Below are 19194 nucleotides of genomic sequence, written 5' to 3'. Positions count from 1 at the left end.
AGCACTGCGTGCTTTCGGCCGCCGTCTCGCGCGGCTGCCCCGGCGAGCCCGACGATCCGATCTGCCGCTCCGACGAGATCGGCGGCCCCGCCATCCCGCTCGACGAGCGCAAGGCGGCCGCGATCCGCGCGGTGCGCGAAACGCCTTCCACCGACCAGCCGGCCGCCGCCCAGTTCTCGCTCTATGTGATGGGCACCGGCGACCACATGGACGAGATCTATGGCTGCATCGACTTCCTGAAGCAGTCGGGCGTGTTCGAGCGCTCCAAGCATTTCTGCACCAAACTGCGCGGCGATGCCGGCGCGATCTTCGCCACGCTCTACGAAGCCTTCTGCCGCTTCGGCCCGGGCGCCGGCCACGTGACCCTCGACATCACCATTTCGGCGAACAGCCCGACCGCGGTTTGAGCGCGCGCAAGCGCCGTCGAGGTAGATGCCGTGGTTGGACCATTCGCTCAGATATATGGGGGAAATGCCCCCACGCCTGACCCTGCCTTGCAGCAGGGATCGCCGGTGATTGGCGAAGGCCTGGGTGACAGCCAATCTCCCCCCTTGAGGGGGAGATGCCCGGTAGGGCAGAGGGGGGTGCTGTCCCGCCGGCCAGTCGGTTCATCGCGCCCTTCCGCGCAAATTTCGCAGGACGGCGTTCTGGCACACCCCCCTCTGGCCTGCCGGCCATCTCCCCCTCAAGGGGGGAGATCAGCTGTCGTCGCCGCCGTCGCCAAGATAACCCCCGCTGCCATCGCTTTCGCAATGCTCCTCCTGGCCTGGGAGCTTTACGCCCGCCTCGGCGGCATTGCGCCCACCGTGCTGCCGGCGCCGTCGCGCGTGCTGGCGCAGGCCTGGGAGAACCGCGGGGCGCTGGCCGAGAACACGCTGCCCACCATCAGCGCCACGCTGGCCGGCTTTGCCTGCTCGCTCGCCGCCGCCTTCGTGCTTTCGGCGCTGGTCGATTTCCTGGCCCCGCTGCGGCGCGCGCTGTTCCCGATCCTGATCGCCAGCCAGACCTTGCCGCTGGTGGCGATCGCGCCGCTGGTGGTGCTGTGGTTCGGCTTCGGGCTCCTGCCGAAGATCCTGCTGGTGGCTTTGGTCACCTTCTTCCCGATGATGGTGGCGCTGGTCGAGGGCTATGCCGCGACCAGCAAGGAAATTGCACAGATGCTTGCCGCCATGGGGGCGGGGCGCTGGCGCGTCTTCTGGCTGGCGCGCCTGCCTTCGGCGCTGCCCTATTTCTTCGCCGGGCTGCGCATCTCAATCACCTATGCCGTGGTCGGCGCGATCTTCGCCGAATACGCCGGCGCCGCGAAGGGGCTGGGCATCTACATGCTCAGCGCCAAGAACAATTTCCGGCCGGACCTCGTGCTTGCGGCGGTCGCCGTCAGCTCGGCGCTGACGCTTGGCTTGTTCGGACTGGCCGTGCTGGTGCAGCGCCTCGCCATGCCCTGGGAGAAGGCGGGGCGCGAGGGCAGGCCGGAGCCGTCCGGGGAGGACCGGCCATGACCCGCCTCGAACTCCGCGAGGTGCGCAAGAGCTTCGGCGCGCTGGACGTGCTCGCTGGCATTTCGCTGGATGTCGGCGAGGGCGAGTTCGTCTCCATCCTCGGCCCTTCCGGCGCCGGCAAGTCGACGCTGTTCCAGCTGCTCACCGGCGCGACCCGGGGCGAGGGCGAGATGCGCTTCGACGGCGCGCCGCTGGACGACCATGGCGCCCGCTTCGCCTTCATGCCGCAGCGCGACGCGCTGATGCCGTGGCGGCGCATCATCGACAACGCCACGCTCGGGCTGGAAGTGCAGGGCATGAAGCGCAGCGCGGCGCGCGAGCGCGTCGCGCCCCTGTTCGCCGAGTTCGGCCTTGCCGGCTTCGAGCGCGCCTGGCCGGCCGAGCTTTCCGGCGGCATGCGCCAGCGCGCCGCGCTGCTGCGCACCGTGGTGCAGCAGCGCGACATGCTGCTGCTTGACGAGCCTTTCGGCGCGCTCGATGCGCTGACACGCGCCGCCATGCAGCGCTGGCTGGAGAAGATGTGGGCGCGGCACCGCTGGACGGCGCTGCTCATCACCCACGACGTGCGCGAGGCGGTGCTTCTGTCCGACCGCATCTATGTGCTGTCGGCGCGCCCGGCGCGTGTCGTCACCGAAGTCGCCGTGCCGCTGCCGCGCCCGCGCACCGAAAGCGCGGCGCTTGCCCGCGAGGCGGCCGCGATCGAAGCCGGCATCCTCGACACGCTGCTGGGCGCCGCCGAAACGAATTCCCCTTCACCGATGGAGACATGAAATGACCGACTTCAACCGCCGCCAGGCGCTGTTCCTGGCCCTGGCCGCTGGCCTACCGCTGGCTCCGCTGGCCGGCGCCACGCGCGCCCGCGCCGCCGCGCAGAAAATCACCGTCGCGCTCGACTGGACGGTTAACACCAACCACATCGGCCTGTTCGTCGCCCGCGACAAGGGCTTTTACAAGGATGCCGCGCTCGATGTCGAAATCCTGCCCTATGGCGACACCGGCTCGGGCACGCTGGTCGCCAACCGCGTCGCCGATTTCGGCATTTCCGGCGCGCTCGGCCTGTTCACCCAGAAGAGCGCCGGCGCCGACCTGAAGGCCGTCTATGCCGTCGTTCAGTCCGAGACCGGCCGCGTCGTCTTCAACGCCGATCGCGCGGCGATCAAGAGCCCGAAGGATCTCGACGGCCTGACCTATGGCGGCTTCGGCAGCGCCTGGGAGAACGCGTTGATCTCGACCATCATCCGCCATGACGGCGGCAAGGGTGACTTCAAGACGGTGACGCTCGGCACCTCGGCCTATGACGCGCTGGCCAGCGGTTCGGTCGACTTCACCTTGGAGGTCTCGACCTGGGAAGGCGTCGAGGCCGCGCTGAAGGGCCTGAAGCAGCGCAGCTTCCGCTATGCCGACTACGGCGTGCCGGACGAGCACACCACCTTCATCGCCTCCAGCAACGCCTTCCTCACCGCCAACCCGAAGGCGGCGGCCGCCTTCGTGCAGGCTACCCGGCGCGGCTACGAATTCGCCGTCGACCAGCCCGAGGCGGCCGGCGATCTGCTGATCGCCGCCAACAAGGACACGCTCACCAACCCGGCGCTGATCCATGCCTCGCTGAAGGCGCTGAACGACGGCCATTTCCTGAAAAGCGCTGCCGGTGCCATCGGCACGATCGACAAGGCCAAGGTGGAGGCGATGGGCGGGTATTTGTTTTCGTCAGGCATCCTGCTCGACGGCAACGGCAAGGCGCTGGCCGCGCGGCCGGATTTTTCCGCCTATTTCAGCAATGAGTTCCAGGGATAGGGTTGGAGCCGAGGAAGGGTTTCAGGGCCTGGCGGGCCGCGCTTCGGCGCCGGCGGCCAGATTGTTTCGGCCGACCGCGCGATTCGTCATGCAATCGAGTGATGAAGTCTTTGCGGGCCGGCGCTAACGTCAATCATGTGCATGGCATCCATAGCCCATGCATCCTCGAGCGCCGGTTTGCGGAGTAGTGTCCCCACTCCCTTGTCAGGTTGCCAGTCAGCCGACGCTCCCATGGCCCGCTGCCGACGCCTCGCGCAGCGGGCTTTTTTCCGGGAAATTTTGGTTGCTGGCGGCCCGGCGCCATCGCTGTTGGGGTGCGAACGGTAGACGCCGGGCCTAACCGGCAGCTGGGTGAAGGGACACTAGGCCGCCGGCTGTGAAGGCTTATGCGCCAGTGCTAATGTATGCGAAGCGTGCAATCGAACGAAGCCGGGAACTTTTGCACAGCTTTCTGCGAATTTTTGGGGGCGGGGCACCTTCGCGCGTTGGCAGCCTAGCTGCCCGCCTTGTTTCGGCTGAACAGCCTTCTCAGCCAGACCAGCGGCAAGAGCAGGATGAAGGCGCCTTTCTTCAGCACCACCAGCAACAGCGCTATGAGCCCGGCACTCGCGGCCCCGCCATATTTGACACCCAGCATCGTCGCCAGCACGCCGAGCGCGCCATAGCCCGCCACCTTGTCGCCGCTGGAGAATTCGAAATAGGACGAGCCGGCCTGCGGCTTGTAGGCGGCCGCCGACGTACAAGATAAAAAGCTCTCTTTTGCGATTTTAGAGCGACATTACAATTGCTTTTGCTGGCCTTACTTGGCGGCGAGGCTCTCGAATGCCCGTCTCGGACATCTGCCTGCAAGCGACCAAGGCGCTCCGAGCCGCCTGAATTGTCTTAGAAGTTCGATCCCAGGCCGCGTGCCTTCTTCTGATCGGCCATGGCGCGCTTGTGGTTGCCTTTCGCTTCCCAGGACCAGCCTCTCGCGCCATAGGCGTCGGCGTAATCGGGGTAGAGCTTGATTGCCTGATTGAAGTTGGCGATCGCGCCGTCGTGATCGCCCGCGCGTGCTTGGACGAGGCCCCTGCCGAAATAGCCGCCCGGAAACTTCGCATCGATCCCGATCGCCATGTCGAAGTCGGCCAGAGCCCGTTTCGAGTCGTGTTTGGCCATCCACACAAGCCCGCGGTCGAAATGTATCTTGGCGACACCCGGATTAAGGTCGATGGCCTTGTCATAGTCCGCTATCGCGCCATCGAGGTCGCCTATCGTCATCCGGCTGATCCCCCGAGCGTGAAAGTTCGTCGCGTAGGCGGGATCGAACACGATCGCCTTGCTGAAATCATCGATGGCGCGTTTATCGTCGTTCTTGGCCGTCCAGGCGAAAGCGCGAGCGGAATAATAGCTGCTGGTCTTGGGCTCGATCGCAATCGCGCTGCCATAGTCGGTTATGGCGCGATCGTAGTTTCCCTTCTGGGCCCAGGCGAGGCCGCGATACCCGAAAGCCTTGGCGTTCTTGGGTTCGAGCGCAATCGCGCGGTCGAATTTTGCGATGGCGAGGTCATATTTGCCCTTGTTGTACAAGGCGATGCCCTTCTGCGTCAGCTCGCCGGCAGGCGTCGTTGTCCCGCTCGTCGGCGCACTTTTCGCGGCTGCCGCCGCGTCGCGCTGCTTGCGGGCGTCCGGATAGTTTGGATCGAGGCGCAAGGCCTCATCGAGATCGGCAATGGCTAGATCGTATTTCTTTTTGATGTTCCAGCAGAATGCTCGATTGTACCAGGATTCGGCGCCCGCCGGCCGCAGCCCGATTGCCTTTGTCGAGTCGGCGATGATGCCGTCGCAATCGTGTTTTGCAGCCCGGGCTCGACTGCGCAGCACATAGGCGTCGACATTGTCCGGCTGCAACGAAATGATGGTCGTCAGATCCGCGATGGAGCGGTCGATCTTGCCTGTCTGCCGCCAGATGAGGGACCGATAGAAGTAGCTGTCGGTCGACTTGGGATCGAGCTCGATTGCCTTGTTGTGGTCGGCCAGCGCCCGGTCGGAATCGCCCTTCAGCGTATAGGTGAAGCCGCGCAAGGTGTGAGCGCGCGCATTGGCCGGGTCGGCGGCAATCGCAATGCCGTACTGCTCGAGCGCGCGGTCGAGCTGATTTTGGCTGCGCCAGATCGTGCCTGCTTCGATGGCGTCTTCGGCGGCTTTGTTTCGCGGTCGGGCGGCCGGCTTGGTTGCCGCGGCTTTGTCTTTCGCCGCCTCAGCCATCTTGCGGCCCTTGCGGGCAACCGCCATTCCGGGATCAAGTTTCAGCGCCTGGTCGAAATCGGCAATGGCCCGGTCATAATCGCCTTTGGCGATGAAGGCGCTGCCGCGCCCGAAATAGGCGGCCGCGTCTTCGGCGTCGAGCTCGATCGCGCGGTTTAGGTCGGACAACGCGCGATCCGGTTGGTTCTTTTTGATCCACGCCACGGAGCGGCCGGTGTAAGCGTCCGAATAGTCGGGATAGAGCTCGATGACCTTGTTGTAGTCCTTGATCGCCGCGTCGTACTTGCCTTTGTCGACCAGCGCGATGGCCCGTCCGACATAGGGCGAAGCATCCTTCGGATCGATCGCCATCGCTTTGTTGAATTCGGCGACAGCACGATCATATTTGCCCTTGTGGTAGAAGGCATAGCCCCGGTCGACGAAAGCCCTGAGTTCCTTCGAGGATGGCGCGATCGCATTGCCGCCGGCGCCGCCGTTCGCCTGCGCGGCCGCCGCTGCCTGACGCGCGGCAGCGTAGTCAGGATTGTGCGGGTCCAGCTTGGCGGCCCGGTCGAAGTCGGCAACCGCCGCGGCATAATTCTTGCCGTCGGCTTGCGCCATGCCTCGCCCATAATAGCTGGCGGCGTCTTTCGGGTTGATCTCTATCGCTGCAGAAAAGGCCTCGATCGCTCGTTTCAAGTCGCCGGTGGCGTACCAGCCCGCGCCGGAACAGAAGAAGGCGCCGCTCGCTTGCGGGTCGAGCTTGATGGCCTGGATGCAATCGGTAAGCGCGCCGTCCGGATCGCCGGCCGCAGCCTTGGCCAGACCGCGGCGCATGAGCGGCGCGGCCACATCCGGAATGATGGCGATGGCCCTGTCGTAGTCGGCGATGGCGCGGGCAAAGTCCTTCTTGCCGTCAAACGCCTTGCCGCGACCGAAATAGGCGAGCGGGCTTTGCGGAGCGATCGCGATAGCTTCTTCATAGGCTTTGATCGCTTCGTCATATTTGCCGTCCCGCACGAGGCTGTCGCCACTGGACACGGCGACCAGGACGCGAGGGTCGGTGGTGTCGATCAGCTTCGCCAACTTCGAACCGTCAAGCGCAATGTCGTCGCTTGCGCCTGTCTTGGCCGTGGACAGGGTCTCGGCTGGCGCAACCGCGGTGGCGTTTTGTCCGTCGGCTGCAATGTCGGGGCCGCCGGCTTTGGCCAAGCCCGCATCAGACCCGGCGGCCTGTTCTTCCTTCGCCGCCACCGCCGCCTTGCGGGCGATGGTGTAGTCGGCATTGCCGGCGTCCAGCTTGAGCGCCTGGTCGAAATCGGCGATGGCGCCGGCATAGTCCTTCCGGTCGGCGCGGGCCATGCCGCGCCCGTAATAGCTGGCGTCGTGCTTGGGATCGATGCCGATCGCCACCGAATAGGCGGCGATCGCGCGACCGGCGTCGCCCTTGGCGTGCCAGGCAATACCTTCGCAATAATGGGCATCGCGCGCCTTCGGATCGAGCGTGGCGGCCCGGTCGCAATCGGCAAGGCCGCCATCGGCGTCGCCGGAGGTCACCTTGGCGAGGCCCCGGCGAAAATACGCCGCGGCGAAATTCGGGGCGAGCTGGATGACCCGGTCGAAATCGGCGATCGCTCTCGCGTAATCGCGCATGGCTGCCCTGGCCCTGCCGCGGCCGAAATAGCCGAAGCGGTTGCCGGGGTCGAGGCCGATCGCCTGGTCATAGGCGCCGATCGCCTTGTCGTATTTGCCCATGTCCAGCCAGGCATCGCCGCTGAGGATCAGTTCCAGGGCCTGCGGATCGGTCGCCGCCATGGCCTTGGCGGTCAGCGTATCGTCGGTCGCCGTCAGGTCCGGGACGATCGCCGGCGTCGCGTTTGCGGCCGCTGGCTTGGGTTGTTCCAGACCCTGCGCCGGAACGGGCTTGCCTTCATCGCCGGCAACCTGCTGGCTGCAGCTTCCCTTCCGGTTGCGGTCGAGTTCGACGGCGCGCCGGCAATCCGCAACGGCGCCCGCCTGGTCGCCCTTGAGCGCCCTGGCGCGGCTGCGGCCCAGATAGGCGTCGGAATTGTCGGGATCGAGGCTGATCGCCTTGTCGAAATCGACGAGCGCGCCGTCCACGCCGTATTTTGCCAGCCGCGTCCCGGCGCGTTCGACCAACAACCTGGCGGCGGCTTGATCCTGGGCGGCCCGATCCTCGGTGGCTTGATCCTGTGTCGCGGCGGCCGGAACGGGTTGAGCCATGAGCGCGGCGCACGCGTCAGCGCGTTCTGGGTCGAGCTCGGCGGCGCGCCGGCAATCGCTAAAGGCGAGAGCCTTGTGCCCTTGCGAGGCCTCTGCGAGCGCCCGACGGTAATAGGCTTCGGCATTGTCGGGATCGAGCTTGATGGCAAAGCTGAAGAGATAGACTGCGCCTTTCACGTCTCCTTCTTTCTGGTCGTCCAGTCCTCTTTGGATATACCAGGTAGCAGGGTTGGAAGGGTCCAGTGCTGCGGATGCGTGCGCGGCCTCGTCCGGGGAGGGCGGCGTGGGCTTGGCCGCCGTCTCCGCTGCCGGCGCCTCGGCGTCGGCGGGCCCCGCATCGCAAGCAACCGCCTTTTCCGGCTTGAGCGCGATGGCCTTGCGGCAATCGGCAGCCGCGCCGACGACGTCGCCGCTTCGGGCTCGTACCAGCGAACGGGCGAGCCAGGCTCCGGCATCGTTCGGATCGAGTGCGATCACCTGGCCAAAATCGGCAATGGCGCGCTCGTCGTTGCCTTTGCCCGCCCAGGCGACGGCTCGGTAGTAATAGCCGTCGATGTTTCCGGCATCGAGCGCGATCGCCTTGTTGGCGTCACCGATCGCGCGAACCCATTCCCTCTTGTTCGCCCAGGCGGCGCCGCGTTTGGCATAGGCGTCGGCGCTCCCGGGATCGATGCCCAGCGCCGTGTCGTAATCGGCAATAGCACGGTCGAACCCGCCCTTGGCGGCGTGGGCGATGCCGCGGTTGATCAGGGCGGTCACGTCCGCCGGATCGATGCGGATCGCCTCGTCATATGCGGCTATCGCCTTTTCCTGCTCGCCTATGGCGGCCAAGGCGGCGCCGAGCTCGGCATGCGCCCTGCCGTTTCGCGGATCGGCCTCGATCGCCTGCTGGAAGTCGAGGATGGCCGCGTCAACCTTGCCCTTGTCCAGGAAGGCCGAGCCCCTGCTGGAATAGGCCAGGCTGTCGGACGGCTGCAGACTTATGGCGATGTTGAAGTCCGCGATCGCGCGGTCGTCGTCGCCTTTTTCGTACCAGGCGGCGCCGCGGTTGAAATAGACCGAAGCCCGCTTGGGATCGAGCGCGATCGCCTCGCTGTAGTCGGCGATCGCGCCATCCCAGTCTTGCTTGTCGTCCCTAGCCCTGGCCCTGTAGAAATAGGCCTTGGCGCGCACAGGTGATGCCTCGGTGACGTCCTTGGCAACCACCGTGCAGGCAGCAATGCGCTGGTCGGCCGCCGCTTTGGCATCGCCGGCGCCTTTTTCATCGCCGAAACAAATGGCATGGTCGCTCGCGGCGGCGAGCGCCGGTCCGCCGCACACGCCAAGCGCCAGCATTCCCGCCAGCGCCACCAGCGGCCCGCGCGAAATCCATCCAACAAACGCGTGCAAAAACGCGCCGGTGCGGCGTGACATTATTGATCCTCCCCCCGGAGTTACCGCGGCTCCTGCCGTGGTTGCTTATATAGTTCTGTTTTTGTTCCGGAATGCAAGCAGAAATTGCAAGGGCTGCATTCGGACGGCTCCTACCGGGGGTCGGCGGGACAGCACCCCCCTCTGTCCTGCCGGACATCTCCGGCAGGACAGAGAGGGGCGTGAAGGATCGCCAGCCTTAGCCGGCAACTCCCTCAACCGTCACCCTCACATGTCGATCATCGACCGCTTCACCCGGCCGATGATCGTAATCGCCCCCTCCAGCTCAGGCGGCGGGATGTCCAGATAGGACGCCGGCTGGAAGGGTGGGTTGTCGTTGGGTCGCCAGCGCTTGTAGGTGGCCCGTCCGGTCTCGTCGGAGATCACGTAGCAGCCATTGGTCACCAGCCGCTTGTCGCGCAGATTGACGAAGATGATCGAATCCGGCGGCGAGATCTTGTTCATCGACGGCCCGTCGACGCGCAGCGCGATCCATTCGCCTTCCTCGAGGTCGGCGGTGGGAATGGTCGGATAGTCGGAGAGGTTGACCACGCCCTCCTGGCCGCCGAGCTCGCCGGCGCTGATCCATGATACGATCGGCACGTCGACGGTGACGGGCGAGGGGGCAAGGTGCACGGGCGCGGCCTCCGCGCCGTCACCATTGAACAGCAGCCAGCCGGGGTCGACGCCGAACAGCTTGCCGTATTTCTCCGCCGCCTTGCGCGACAGCGGCCGGTTGCCGTTCTCATGGCTGATCAGCGTGTTCTTGTTGATGTCGCGCAGCGCCCGCGCCGCATCGCTGGGCGTGGCATAGCCGGCCTGGGCGCGCGCCTGCTGCAATCTGTGCCGAGAATCCATCATCGTACAAAATGCCCGAAAAAGATCGTCCATTGTGTACGATTTCGCTTGCGCGCCCTTCGTACATAACGTACGCTTAACGCATGATCGAACATCCCGCAAGCATTTCCTTATTGAGCGCGCCGCCACCGCCCACCAGCATCTCGCCCACGAGTATCTCGGGGCTGCCCACGAATATTTCGGGGCTTATCGATCGCTGGCACAGCATCGGCGCCTTCGCTGCCGATGTCGGCTGCGGCTACGAGGCCGCGCGCCAGATGCGCCGGCGCGGCCGCATCGCGCCGCAGCATTGGGGGCGGGTGGTGGCGGCGAGCCGCCGGCTGGGCATCGCCGGCGTCAGCTATGAATGGCTGGCCGGCCATCGCCGCCCGGCATTGCAAGGGGAGGCGGCATGAACGCGCTTCCTCCGCTTTTCGAGTTCGAATCGTCTTTCCCATCGTCCGGGCCGTCCTCCTCCCCGGTCCGGACGCATCCGGTTGAACCGCCCGCACCCCGGTTCACCGGAACGGCCGGAGCCGCTCCTCCCCCGGCTCCGGCCGCCAATTCGGGCGCCGTCTCCTGCATCCGCACCGAGGATGGCACCGTCATCCTGTTCGACCGGGCGACTGGCCGGGCGGTGTCAGGCCTCACGCGCGCCGCCGCCGAGGTGGCGCTTCTTCGACTGACCGGCGCGGCGCCCGGCGCCGCCTGACCTTCAACGCACTCGCTGATCCGACCCGCGGCCTCGCGGCCGAACCCTGGCGCTTGGCCGAAGCCAAGCTCTTCGCAAGCTCCCTTCGCAATCAACGGAATGAGACATGGCCGCCGCATACACGGAAAAGGAAATCGACGAGATCGCCGCCTTGCTGAAGGAGGGGCTTTCGGCCTCGCGCATCGCCGGCCGTTTCAGCACGCTGCGCGGCAGCCCGGTCTCGCGCAACGCCATCATCGGCATCGTCCACCGCAACGCCGGCCTTCGCGCCATCGGCTTCGCCAACCCCAAGGGCGGCCGCGCCGGCGGCCGGCCAAGGAAGCACGCCGCCCGCCCGGGCCGCCCCGGCCGCCGGGCCAGGGTGGCGGCGGGCAGCATCACGTTGTCCGAACCCGCCGCGCTCGCCAGACATGCCGAGCTGATGGAAAGCGCCGGCGCCGAAGCAGCCAATCTCCCCCCAAGTGGGGGAGATGCCCGGCAGGGCAGAGGGGGGCGCTGTCCCGCCGGCGTCTCAGTTATCGGCGCTTCGGCAAATCCAGAAGTCACCCTCCGCACCCCCAAGCCCAAGAAACCCAAGCCCCGCAAACCCGCGCGCACCTTGCCGCCGGCCTGGCTCGCTCCCGGCGAGCGCGAAAAATCCGAGGCGCAGCGCTACAAGCTCCCGGCCCCGCCGCCCCCGGTAAATCCCGGCCGCCAGCCGCATGTCGCGGCTATGCCTTTCCTCGACTGCCTGTTCGGCCGCTGCCGTGCCCCGCTAGACCTTGCGCTGCGCGAGGAGCCGGAAGCCGACCCGCCAGGCGCACGCCCGGGCCCCGACATGCTGTGCTGCGGCCTGCGCACGACAGGCACGCGGAGCTATTGCGCGCATCACCATGCAAGGTTCCATGGGCACCGCGGGAGGGGCATGTGAGCGTGGCGCTGGAACTGCCAATCTCCCCCCTCGTGGGGGAGATGCCCGGCAGGGCAGAGGGGGGCGCGAAGGAACGCGACGTCTCAGAACCTGCTTTCGCTGTCCGTTGTTGCGGCCGAGTAACGAACCCAGGCATTGATACGCTGGCGGGACAGCGCCCCCCTCTGTCCTGCCGGACTGGCCGGCCCTTCGCTATCGCTCCGGGCGTTCGTCGTTCGCGAAGCCAAGCAATTGGCTTCGCGTCCGCTGCGCGGACCACTCCTCACCCCCCACAAGGGGGGAGATTGGCCAATCGCGTTCGCCCCACCATCGAGCCTCTCCCATGAGCGGCACGATCTGGTCGAAATTCTTCTGGTCGGACTGGGAGGCCGATCCGAACCTGCGGCTGTGCTCGCTTGCCGCGCAGGGGCTGTGGATGCGCATGTTGTGCATCGCCGCCGCGCACGAGCCCATCGGCTATGTCGCCATCGCCGGCAAGGGGCTGGACGAGGCGGCCCTTGCCCGCCTTGCCGGCTGCGCTGAAGCCGAGCTTGGCGCGCTGCTTGGCGAGCTGGAGAACAACCGCGTCTTCTCGCGCGACCGTCACGGCCGCATCTATTCCCGGCGCATGATCGCCGACGCCCGCAAGGCGCGCGCGGCGCGCCGCAACGGCCTGAAGGGCGGCAACCCAAGCCTCTCGAAGGAAAGGACGATTCCGCCCTCGGATAAGCGGCGGGCGCGGGCAGGGGATAAGGCGGGCGATAAAACCCAGAGTCCAGAAACCCAGAGTCCAGAATATCCAAAGGGAGAAAACGCCTGGGCGTTTTCTCCCTTAGTTGCCGCCGCGCGGGACAGGAACGGGAAAGCGTCTTCGGGGCCGGCAACGGCGCCCGGGCAGAAATGGCAGCGGCGCAAGACCCATGTCGATGCCGCCAACGCAATCATCGAGGAGATCAATGACCGCAGCCGAATTGCAGCAGGCGACGAAGGCGCTCGTCGCGATGTTCAGTTGCTTCCCGCAATCCGCGCTGGCTGACGCCGAGATGCAGCTGCGCGGCTATCTGGCGGCGGTGCAGGATGCGGCGCTGGAGGACGTCCAGGCCGCCATCCAGCGCTTCATCCGCGGCGAGGCCAGGGTCGACAACGCCCAGTTCTGCCCGTCCAGCGCCCAGCTCTCCATCGAGGTGCGCGAGAGAAGGCTGATGAGGGAACTGATGGCGAAGCGGGCGCTCCTTTCCTCGCCCCCGCAACGCGGGGGAGAGGTGGCGCGGCGAAGCCGCGACGGAGAGGGGGAGCGCCGCCGACAACGATGATGCGCCGGCGCCAGGCACCCCCCCTCTGCCCTGCCGGGCATCTCCCCCTCAAGGGGGGAGATCAATCTCTCCAACGCCTCGCCAATCTCCAACGCTGCGGAAAAAACGCGGCGAGCGAAACAGCCAATCTCCCCCCTTGAGGGGGAGATGTCCGGCAGGACAGAGGGGGGTGCCTCGCGCCGACCTTCCAACTTTTCCACCCACAACCCACAAGGAGCCGCCCATGCCCCGCAAAGCCGCGAAAAAACCCCAGCCGCCAAAGCTCCCCAAGGGCGAGGCCGAGCAGGTGCGCATCCGTCGCGAGATCGGCCACGACTTCGCGCTGAAGCCGGACGCCTTCGGCCGCCAGCGCCTCACCCCCGGCACGGCCGAGGCGCGCCGCGTCTACGAGGTGTCGAACGGCGGCTACACCTCGACAGGCGGCATCGTGCGCCTGCGCAATGTCGACCCGCTGGTGGGCATCACCTCGCTCAGCCGCCAGCAGCGCGAGGCCGGCCAGCGCTTCCGCGACGATTTCGAGCGCAGCCAGCGCGAGGGCCTGCAGCCTCAATCCTGGAGCGAGCGCATAGACGGCGGCCGCGTCGGCGGCGGCGTCCCCGACCGGGTCCTCTCAGCCGGCCGCGCCCACGCCCATGCGGCATCCGCGCTCGCCCACTGGGAGGTGGCGGAAGTGGTGCGCAAGATCTGCCTCGAAGGCCAGTCGGTGAAGGCCATCGCCGAGCGAAGCGGCGAGGGGCGCGACGTGGTGGTCAAGTTGCTGAAGGTGGGGCTGGACCTGTTGGCAGTGCATTATGGGATGATGATGGGGAGGCGGGCGGGGTGAGGGGCCGTATCGACGAGGTCGTATGTCCCCTTACGAAATGCGGCTAGCTATGTGGCAAAATAGACATCAGATTTACGGAAAGCAGAAAATGCATACGAATTTTTTCACATAGCCAATTTCGTCCATGCTATATATTTGTCGCATTTCAAGCGGATGGTGGGGAATGGCATTCGCACCGCTAGTCGGTTTTGCCAGCAAAAAGGCAGCGCAAATAGCGGCCTATCTGCTGTCAAAGCAACCCAATATGGAGAAGCTAAAGCTGATCAAGCTTCTCTATCTCTCAGAGCGTGAGTTTCTATCTAGGCATGGACATCCTATGCTCTACGATGAATTCTACTCGCTCAAGGACGGTCCAATTTGCTCTAGCTCGCTGAATGGTCTCAATGGCCAATTGGATACTGAATATTGGGCTCAGTTCTTTGTGATTGGAGATAACAAGCGTAATTTTCAACTGAAGCGAGAGTTCGCCAGGGATGATTTGGACGAAGTAAGCGATGCGGAGATTGCCGCTGTTGAAGGGGTGTGGGAGCGGTTTCGTGATTTCTCAGCTTCGGAAATCAGAAATTGGACCCATGATAATTGTCCTGAATACACCGAGGTCGAATCGGGCCGGGTGCCAATTAGCTACAAGGACGTTCTTGACGCTCTAGGCGAAAAGAATGGTGAAGATGTCGAGCGGGGTGTCTCCCAAAAAAGAAGAATCTCTGCTCTACTGTCTTTGTGAGCCTGTTTTATCCTCTCAAGCGCACGACGCTGCATATTCCGAATACCGGCCCTGCACATGATCCGACGCGGGGTCATCTGTATTTTGTGATGAACGACCCATGCTCCAATCGGAAGAATCTTCTGGTAGGATTAAATACGTTCTATGACAGATGTGACAAGTCATGCATCCTGATGGACGGTCATAAATTTATAAATAGGAAGTCTTTCATCTTGTATGCGGAGGCAGACATCGTTGACACTGCGGTTTTGATTAAAAGTGTTAATGCGAAGACCGTAGCCTATGAGGGACTTGTAGACGAGGGGCAGTTCGAATCTATTAAGGCTGGGTTCCTAACGTCGCCTCATTGCACCCCGAAGATCAAGGCGTACTTTAAGGCAAATTGTATGTAAGTAATCCTTGCCGGCAGCGCGAATTCCCACTAACCACGCCGAGAGGGAATTTTTGGCTGACGAAGCAAAGATAGGCACACCATGGAGCGACGATGAGTTGGACGCCATCGTGGCTGACTATTTTGCGATGCTGAGCGAGGACTTGGCTCGCCGCCCATATGTGAAGTCTCGTCATAGCGCGGCGTTGATGGACGAGATCGGGCGCACGCATCGTTCGGTGGAATTCAAACATCAGAACATTTCGGCGGTGCTCGAAGAGTTGGGGATGCCTTGGATTCCCGGCTACAAACCAAAGCGAAATTACCAAGCGGCGATTTTCGGTGCGATCGACCGATACTTGACTGGCCGCGGCATTCCCACCTACGAGCAACTGCCTCCAACCGTCTTGAACGTCGCCGAGGAAGGTGATGTTTTCATCGCGCCACCACCGGCGCCAGACTTCGCCAGCACTCAGCCTGCGCCCTTGGTAAGCTTGCTCCGAAAATTCGATCCGGTCGAGCGCGACTATCGCAATCGAGCTTTAGGCGCCGCAGGCGAAGAGTTCATCATGGGCGTTGAGCGTAAGCGGCTGATCGGCATCGATAGGCCCGACCTGGCCAGAAAGATTCGATGGATCGCAGCCGAAGACGGTGATGGTGCAGGCTATGACGTGCTGTCATTCGAGCCCGACGGCAAGGAGCGTCTGATTGAAGTGAAAACCACGAACGGCTCCGCACGAACACCTTTCTTCCTGACTCGAAACGAGCATGAGGTCGCTGACTCGCGTCCAGACGCTTGGCATCTCTACCGGGTGCATCTGTTCGCCCAATCGCCACGTGTCTTCACGATCAAGCCACCGCTCGATCAGGCCCTTAGTCTTCGTGCAGAAACGTGGCGGGCAACGCCGATCTAAACGACAGCCTCACCGCTCGTTAGTCCCGTCCTGTTCGGCTTTTCTGGGTCGCCTTCTCCGGCTTCCCCTCCCACCCAAACACGCTCCGTCCCCCCAGCAGATGCGACTGGTCCATCTCGCCCGCCACGATCTCCTTCAAACTCGGCCCGGTCACATACCGCTCCATCCGGCGTGACTCGCCGTCCAGCCTTCTGAGCGCCTCCAGCTCTTCGCTGCGGCCGAGCTTGGCCTTGCCCACAGCTGATTTCAGCACGCCGATCGTCTCGTCATAGACCTTCAGCGGCACGGGGAAGGGGTGGCGGTCCTTGCCGCCGTGGGCTAGCGAGAAGCGCGCCGGGTCAGAGAAGCGGTAGGGCGCGCCGTGCACCACTTCCGAGACCATGGCTAAAGCCCGCACCGTGCGCGGGCCGACACCGGGGACAAGCAACAGCTCTGGAAAATCCTTTGGGCCGCTTTCGATGGCCGAGGCGATGTTGCCGTGCAGGCGGCGCATGACGATGTCTGTCTCGCGCACGTCGTGATGCGCGGGCATGACGAGGTTGGGGAGCAGCGGCTGCGCGGCGGGCTCCGGCTCGGGTCGCGGCTCCAGCACGGCAAGCTCGGCCAGGATCTTTTCCGGGCTCATGGTCTTGAGCAACTCGACCTGGCCGCCGCGCGCCTTTTCGGCGCGATGGTCGGTGAGGTTGACGATCTCGCCCTGGTGCTCGCCCTCGATCGCCGCATGCGGCTGGTCGACGAAGCTCTTGAGACCCTCCGACAGCCAGTGGTAGCGGCGCGCCTGGCGGGCGTCGCCGTTCATGCCTTGCTGCACCACCACCCAGCGCCCGTCATCGGCGACAATGAAGCCGTGCAGATAGAGGTCGTAGCCGTCCTGCAGGGCGGCGCTGTCGACCTTGGCGACGAGCCGGCTGGCGGTGGCAAGGGCCTCGCCGTCGAGACCGACGCGGTCGCCGATCGCCAGCAACTCGCCCGGCGTCTTGCGCGAATGCGCGCCGCGCCCGCCGCAGACATGGAGGCCGAACTCGCTGGACATCGGGTTCAGCCCGCGCTTCAGCGCGCCGATGACGGAGGTGGTGATGCCGGAGGAGTGCCAGTCCATGCCCATCACGGCGCCAAAGGACTGGAACCAGAAGGGATGCGCCAGGCGCCTGAGCAGCTCGTCGCGGCCGTAATGGTGGATGATGGCTTCGCATAGCACCGCGCCGAGCTTCGTCATCCGATCGCCCAGCCATTTCGGGACCCGCCCGCCATGCAGCGGCAGGTCGGCGCTGCCGCTTCGCTGCGTCACGTGATTCTCCCGGGTGCTTGGGAGTTAGATGGCATGTCGAGGGGGATTTGCAAGCAGGCGCTTCGTCATCCCAGGGCGAAGCAAGGAGCGAAGCGACGCGCGCAGACCCTGGGATACATGCCGTGACCTGGACGCGCCTCCGCGTTACAGAATTCCGCACCGCCGGGCTCTTCGACGACGGTCACGGCATAAATCCTCGGGTCAAGCCCGAGGATGACGAAGCGTTTGCTCGCGCTTTGCTTGGGCGATCTACGCGAGCCTCTGTCCTGCCGGACATCTCCCCCTCAAGGGGGGAGATTGGCAGTCACCGGGCGCCGCGCCCACCTAGTACCGGTAATACCGATGGTGGTGCCGATGGTGGTAGTAGTGCCTGTGGTGGTACCGGTGGTAGTAGTAATAGTGCCTGTGGTGGTGCCGGTGGTAATAATAGTATCTGTGGTACCGGTAGTAGCGTGGATAGTAGCCGGGATAGTAATCGTCGTCGTAATAATCGTCGTAATACGGGCCACCATAGTACGGGGCGCCATAATACGGTCCGTAGCCACCGAACGGGGCCAGGCCGAAGCCGAAGAAGATATGCGGATGGGCATCCGCCGGCGCGACCGTGCCCGCAGCCGAAGCGACGGCGATCACTGAGGCAAGTAGAAGATTTTTCATCGCAACCTCCTCCTGAAGGTTTGCCTATACAACGCTTGACGGGGCAAAAAGCTGCCCGCGCGTCCGCCGCCTGCGCGAAAATCGGCGGAAAATCGGTGCGGCCACGCCCGTTTTGCCAGCCGGAGCATGATCCCGAAAACTGTGAAGCGGTTTTTCGGGCGACGTCATGCTCTATCTCTTTGATCTAGCCGCAAACGCGCACCTGCCGGCTGACCCAGTGGTCGCGGGTGCGGTGCCTTACCGTTTCGGTCCGGCAATTGCGCCCCGCCGCGACATAGCCGCCGTCATAGTAGTAGTCTTCCGAATATGCCGGGCCATAGCCCGGGCCATGTTCGAGATAGGGGCCGCCCCAATAGGCGCCGTAGACCGGGGAGGGGCCGTAACTGTCGTAGAAATCGCCGAACGGGCCATAGTCGAAATAGCTGCCGCCGAGGAACACGTCGCCCGCATTCGCCGGCGTGGCGGCGGCCGTCGCCGAGGCGAGCGCGATGGCCGAGGCAAACAGGAGTTTCAGCATGGCAACCTCCTCCTGAAGGTTCACCATGATAACGCTGGGCCAGCCAAAAGGCTTCCGGTTCACGTGAATATCAACGCGCGTGAAGGCGCGTGAAAACAAACGGTTAGGACGGTTCGGCGATTCAACGCCGAACTGTCCTCACCCAGTGGGCGAGGCAGTTCCAGGAGACAGGGCAATTCCCGGAAAGCCTTTCAGGGAATTACCCCAACACGCGGGATCGGGGACCGTTACCCGCAGACGCGCATCTGCCTGCTGACCCAGTGGTCGCGGGTGCGCTGCCGCACCGTTTCGATCCGGCAATGTTGGTAGCGCGTGGCATAATAGCGGTTCGGCCCCGCGACATAGCCGTAGTCGTCCGAATAGGCCGGGCTATAGCCCGGCGGGCCATGTTCGAGATAGGGGCCGCCCCAATAGGCGCCGTAGGACGCAGAGGGGCTGTAGTTGTCGTAGAAGTCGCCGAAGGGGCCGTAGCCGAAATAACTGCCGCCTAGGAACTCGCCGCCTGCATTCGCCGGCGTAGCGATGGCGGCCGCCGAGGCAAGCGCGAGGATGCACGCAAACAGACGCTTTCGCATGGCAACTTCCTACTGAAGGTCCTGCCATTTTATGTGGTCGGAACGGCTCGGCGTTTCAAGCGCCGAACCGTTCTGACGTGCGGGGATCGCGTTACCCGCAGACGCGCACCTGCTCGACCACGCGGTGGTGGTGACGCCAATGTGTTACGAGTTCGATGCGGCAATGGTGGCGATGGTGCCGGCGCCAGTAATAGTCGCCATTGTCGGCGTAGTAGTTGTCGTCATAGACCGGAGCCGGGCGGTAATAGCGGTGGCGGTAGTAGCCGTCGCCATAATAACCGTCGTCATAGCCTGGGCCGACGCCGATACCGAGCTGGACGCTGGCCGCGCTGGCCGGAGCGATCGCAAACGCCGAGGCGATGGCGATCATCGAAGCAAGCAGAAGCTTTTTCATCGCTGCCT

Annotated in this window: 20 protein-coding genes; 12 read left to right on the top strand and 8 right to left on the bottom strand. The window is 64.5% G+C overall.

Features of this window, described 5'->3' with window-relative positions:
- The 4 genes from Q0L57_RS22350 to Q0L57_RS22335 all read left to right on the top strand — a co-directional run.
- Positions 1 to 407, top strand: a 407-nt coding sequence (locus Q0L57_RS22350) for a YkoF family thiamine/hydroxymethylpyrimidine-binding protein (RefSeq protein ID WP_296745213.1), incomplete at its 5' end; no start/stop codon positions are given.
- Between the two features lie 345 nt (positions 408 to 752).
- Positions 753 to 1499, top strand: coding sequence for an ABC transporter permease (locus Q0L57_RS22345; RefSeq protein WP_296745212.1), 747 nt, complete (start codon positions 753 to 755; stop codon positions 1497 to 1499).
- Complete coding sequence (locus Q0L57_RS22340; protein ID WP_296745211.1) at positions 1496 to 2269, top strand: ABC transporter ATP-binding protein; 774 nt, start codon at positions 1496 to 1498, stop codon at positions 2267 to 2269. Before Q0L57_RS22345 ends, Q0L57_RS22340 begins: the two co-directional genes overlap by 4 nt.
- A 1-nt stretch (position 2270) precedes the next feature.
- Entirely contained in the window at positions 2271 to 3293 is a 1023-nt protein-coding gene (locus Q0L57_RS22335) for an ABC transporter substrate-binding protein (protein ID WP_296745210.1), read from the top strand.
- 493 nt (positions 3294 to 3786) lie between these two features.
- On the opposite strand, the gene Q0L57_RS22330 is transcribed toward Q0L57_RS22335, so the two are convergent.
- From Q0L57_RS22330 to Q0L57_RS22320, 3 genes are all read right to left on the bottom strand, one after another.
- Positions 3787 to 4059 carry a DUF2167 domain-containing protein gene (locus Q0L57_RS22330; RefSeq protein ID WP_296745215.1) on the bottom strand — a complete coding sequence of 91 codons (273 nt, stop codon included), beginning with the start codon at positions 4057 to 4059 and terminating at the stop codon, positions 3787 to 3789.
- Between the two features lie 116 nt (positions 4060 to 4175).
- A complete protein-coding gene (locus tag Q0L57_RS22325) occupies positions 4176 to 9176 on the bottom strand; it encodes a tetratricopeptide repeat protein (protein ID WP_296745209.1) in 5001 nt (1666 codons plus the stop codon).
- 225 nt (positions 9177 to 9401) lie between these two features.
- Positions 9402 to 10034, bottom strand: coding sequence for a S24 family peptidase (locus tag Q0L57_RS22320; protein ID WP_296745208.1), 633 nt, complete (start codon positions 10032 to 10034; stop codon positions 9402 to 9404).
- Positions 10035 to 10114: 80 nt separating this feature from the next.
- Here Q0L57_RS22320 and Q0L57_RS22315 point away from each other — a divergent pair, with 80 nt between their 5' ends.
- The 8 genes from Q0L57_RS22315 (at position 10115) to Q0L57_RS22280 (ending at position 15755) form a co-directional block, all read left to right on the top strand.
- Positions 10115 to 10426: a hypothetical protein gene (locus Q0L57_RS22315; RefSeq protein WP_296745207.1), complete on the top strand. Its 312-nt coding sequence runs from the start codon at positions 10115 to 10117 to the stop codon at positions 10424 to 10426.
- Positions 10423 to 10722, top strand: a complete 300-nt coding sequence (locus tag Q0L57_RS22310; RefSeq protein ID WP_296745206.1) for a hypothetical protein — start codon at positions 10423 to 10425, stop codon at positions 10720 to 10722. The genes Q0L57_RS22315 and Q0L57_RS22310 overlap by 4 nt, the downstream gene beginning before the upstream one ends.
- A gap of 106 nt (positions 10723 to 10828) precedes the next feature.
- Complete coding sequence (locus Q0L57_RS22305; protein WP_296745205.1) at positions 10829 to 11632, top strand: GcrA cell cycle regulator; 804 nt, start codon at positions 10829 to 10831, stop codon at positions 11630 to 11632.
- A gap of 322 nt (positions 11633 to 11954) precedes the next feature.
- Entirely contained in the window at positions 11955 to 12647 is a 693-nt protein-coding gene (locus Q0L57_RS22300) for a hypothetical protein (RefSeq protein ID WP_296745203.1), read from the top strand.
- Positions 12568 to 12924, top strand: a complete 357-nt coding sequence (locus Q0L57_RS22295; protein WP_296745202.1) for a hypothetical protein — start codon at positions 12568 to 12570, stop codon at positions 12922 to 12924. Before Q0L57_RS22300 ends, Q0L57_RS22295 begins: the two co-directional genes overlap by 80 nt.
- 223 nt (positions 12925 to 13147) lie before the next feature.
- Positions 13148 to 13747: a DUF6456 domain-containing protein gene (locus Q0L57_RS22290; RefSeq protein ID WP_296745201.1), complete on the top strand. Its 600-nt coding sequence runs from the start codon at positions 13148 to 13150 to the stop codon at positions 13745 to 13747.
- Positions 13748 to 13910: 163 nt separating this feature from the next.
- The gene (locus tag Q0L57_RS22285; protein WP_296745200.1) at positions 13911 to 14471 is read left to right on the top strand and encodes a Panacea domain-containing protein; all 561 of its coding nucleotides are present in this window, start codon (positions 13911 to 13913) and stop codon (positions 14469 to 14471) included.
- Positions 14472 to 14915: 444 nt separating this feature from the next.
- Positions 14916 to 15755 carry a DUF3883 domain-containing protein gene (locus Q0L57_RS22280; protein WP_296745199.1) on the top strand — a complete coding sequence of 280 codons (840 nt, stop codon included), beginning with the start codon at positions 14916 to 14918 and terminating at the stop codon, positions 15753 to 15755.
- 19 nt (positions 15756 to 15774) lie between these two features.
- Here Q0L57_RS22280 and Q0L57_RS22275 read toward each other — a convergent pair whose 3' ends face one another.
- From Q0L57_RS22275 to Q0L57_RS22255, 5 genes are all read right to left on the bottom strand, one after another.
- Positions 15775 to 17043 carry a DUF763 domain-containing protein gene (locus tag Q0L57_RS22275; RefSeq protein WP_296745198.1) on the bottom strand — a complete coding sequence of 423 codons (1269 nt, stop codon included), beginning with the start codon at positions 17041 to 17043 and terminating at the stop codon, positions 15775 to 15777.
- A gap of 324 nt (positions 17044 to 17367) precedes the next feature.
- Complete coding sequence (locus Q0L57_RS22270) at positions 17368 to 17700, bottom strand: hypothetical protein (protein ID WP_296745197.1); 333 nt, start codon at positions 17698 to 17700, stop codon at positions 17368 to 17370.
- A 184-nt stretch (positions 17701 to 17884) separates the two neighbouring features.
- Complete coding sequence (locus tag Q0L57_RS22265; RefSeq protein WP_296745196.1) at positions 17885 to 18217, bottom strand: hypothetical protein; 333 nt, start codon at positions 18215 to 18217, stop codon at positions 17885 to 17887.
- A gap of 227 nt (positions 18218 to 18444) precedes the next feature.
- Positions 18445 to 18792: a hypothetical protein gene (locus tag Q0L57_RS22260; RefSeq protein ID WP_296745195.1), complete on the bottom strand. Its 348-nt coding sequence runs from the start codon at positions 18790 to 18792 to the stop codon at positions 18445 to 18447.
- A 91-nt stretch (positions 18793 to 18883) separates the two neighbouring features.
- Positions 18884 to 19194, bottom strand: a 311-nt coding sequence (locus Q0L57_RS22255; RefSeq protein ID WP_366940940.1) for a hypothetical protein, incomplete at its 5' end; no start/stop codon positions are given.

Origin of the sequence: Mesorhizobium sp. (assembly GCF_024509055.1) — a bacterium.
In the GTDB taxonomy this organism is placed as follows: Bacteria; Pseudomonadota; Alphaproteobacteria; order Rhizobiales; family Rhizobiaceae; genus Mesorhizobium.
The sequence above is the reverse complement of the archived record's forward strand: the minus strand, read 5'-3'. Positions and strand labels throughout refer to the sequence as shown.

What these genes read in the sequence shown, in the direction of transcription:
- Q0L57_RS22345 (WP_296745212.1), top strand. Translation starts at nt 753, where the DNA reads ATGCTCCTCCTGGCCTGGGAGCTTTACGCCCGCCTCGGCGGCATTGCG.
- Q0L57_RS22340 (WP_296745211.1), top strand. Translation starts at nt 1,496, where the DNA reads ATGACCCGCCTCGAACTCCGCGAGGTGCGCAAGAGCTTCGGCGCGCTG.
- Q0L57_RS22335 (WP_296745210.1), top strand. Translation starts at nt 2,271, where the DNA reads ATGACCGACTTCAACCGCCGCCAGGCGCTGTTCCTGGCCCTGGCCGCT.
- Q0L57_RS22325 (WP_296745209.1), bottom strand. Translation starts at nt 9,176, where the DNA reads ATGTCACGCCGCACCGGCGCGTTTTTGCACGCGTTTGTTGGATGGATT.
- Q0L57_RS22320 (WP_296745208.1), bottom strand. Translation starts at nt 10,034, where the DNA reads ATGATGGATTCTCGGCACAGATTGCAGCAGGCGCGCGCCCAGGCCGGC.
- Q0L57_RS22315 (WP_296745207.1), top strand. Translation starts at nt 10,115, where the DNA reads ATGATCGAACATCCCGCAAGCATTTCCTTATTGAGCGCGCCGCCACCG.
- Q0L57_RS22310 (WP_296745206.1), top strand. Translation starts at nt 10,423, where the DNA reads ATGAACGCGCTTCCTCCGCTTTTCGAGTTCGAATCGTCTTTCCCATCG.
- Q0L57_RS22305 (WP_296745205.1), top strand. Translation starts at nt 10,829, where the DNA reads ATGGCCGCCGCATACACGGAAAAGGAAATCGACGAGATCGCCGCCTTG.
- Q0L57_RS22300 (WP_296745203.1), top strand. Translation starts at nt 11,955, where the DNA reads ATGAGCGGCACGATCTGGTCGAAATTCTTCTGGTCGGACTGGGAGGCC.
- Q0L57_RS22295 (WP_296745202.1), top strand. Translation starts at nt 12,568, where the DNA reads ATGACCGCAGCCGAATTGCAGCAGGCGACGAAGGCGCTCGTCGCGATG.
- Q0L57_RS22290 (WP_296745201.1), top strand. Translation starts at nt 13,148, where the DNA reads ATGCCCCGCAAAGCCGCGAAAAAACCCCAGCCGCCAAAGCTCCCCAAG.
- Q0L57_RS22285 (WP_296745200.1), top strand. Translation starts at nt 13,911, where the DNA reads ATGGCATTCGCACCGCTAGTCGGTTTTGCCAGCAAAAAGGCAGCGCAA.
- Q0L57_RS22270 (WP_296745197.1), bottom strand. Translation starts at nt 17,700, where the DNA reads ATGAAAAATCTTCTACTTGCCTCAGTGATCGCCGTCGCTTCGGCTGCG.
- Q0L57_RS22265 (WP_296745196.1), bottom strand. Translation starts at nt 18,217, where the DNA reads ATGCTGAAACTCCTGTTTGCCTCGGCCATCGCGCTCGCCTCGGCGACG.
- Q0L57_RS22260 (WP_296745195.1), bottom strand. Translation starts at nt 18,792, where the DNA reads ATGCGAAAGCGTCTGTTTGCGTGCATCCTCGCGCTTGCCTCGGCGGCC.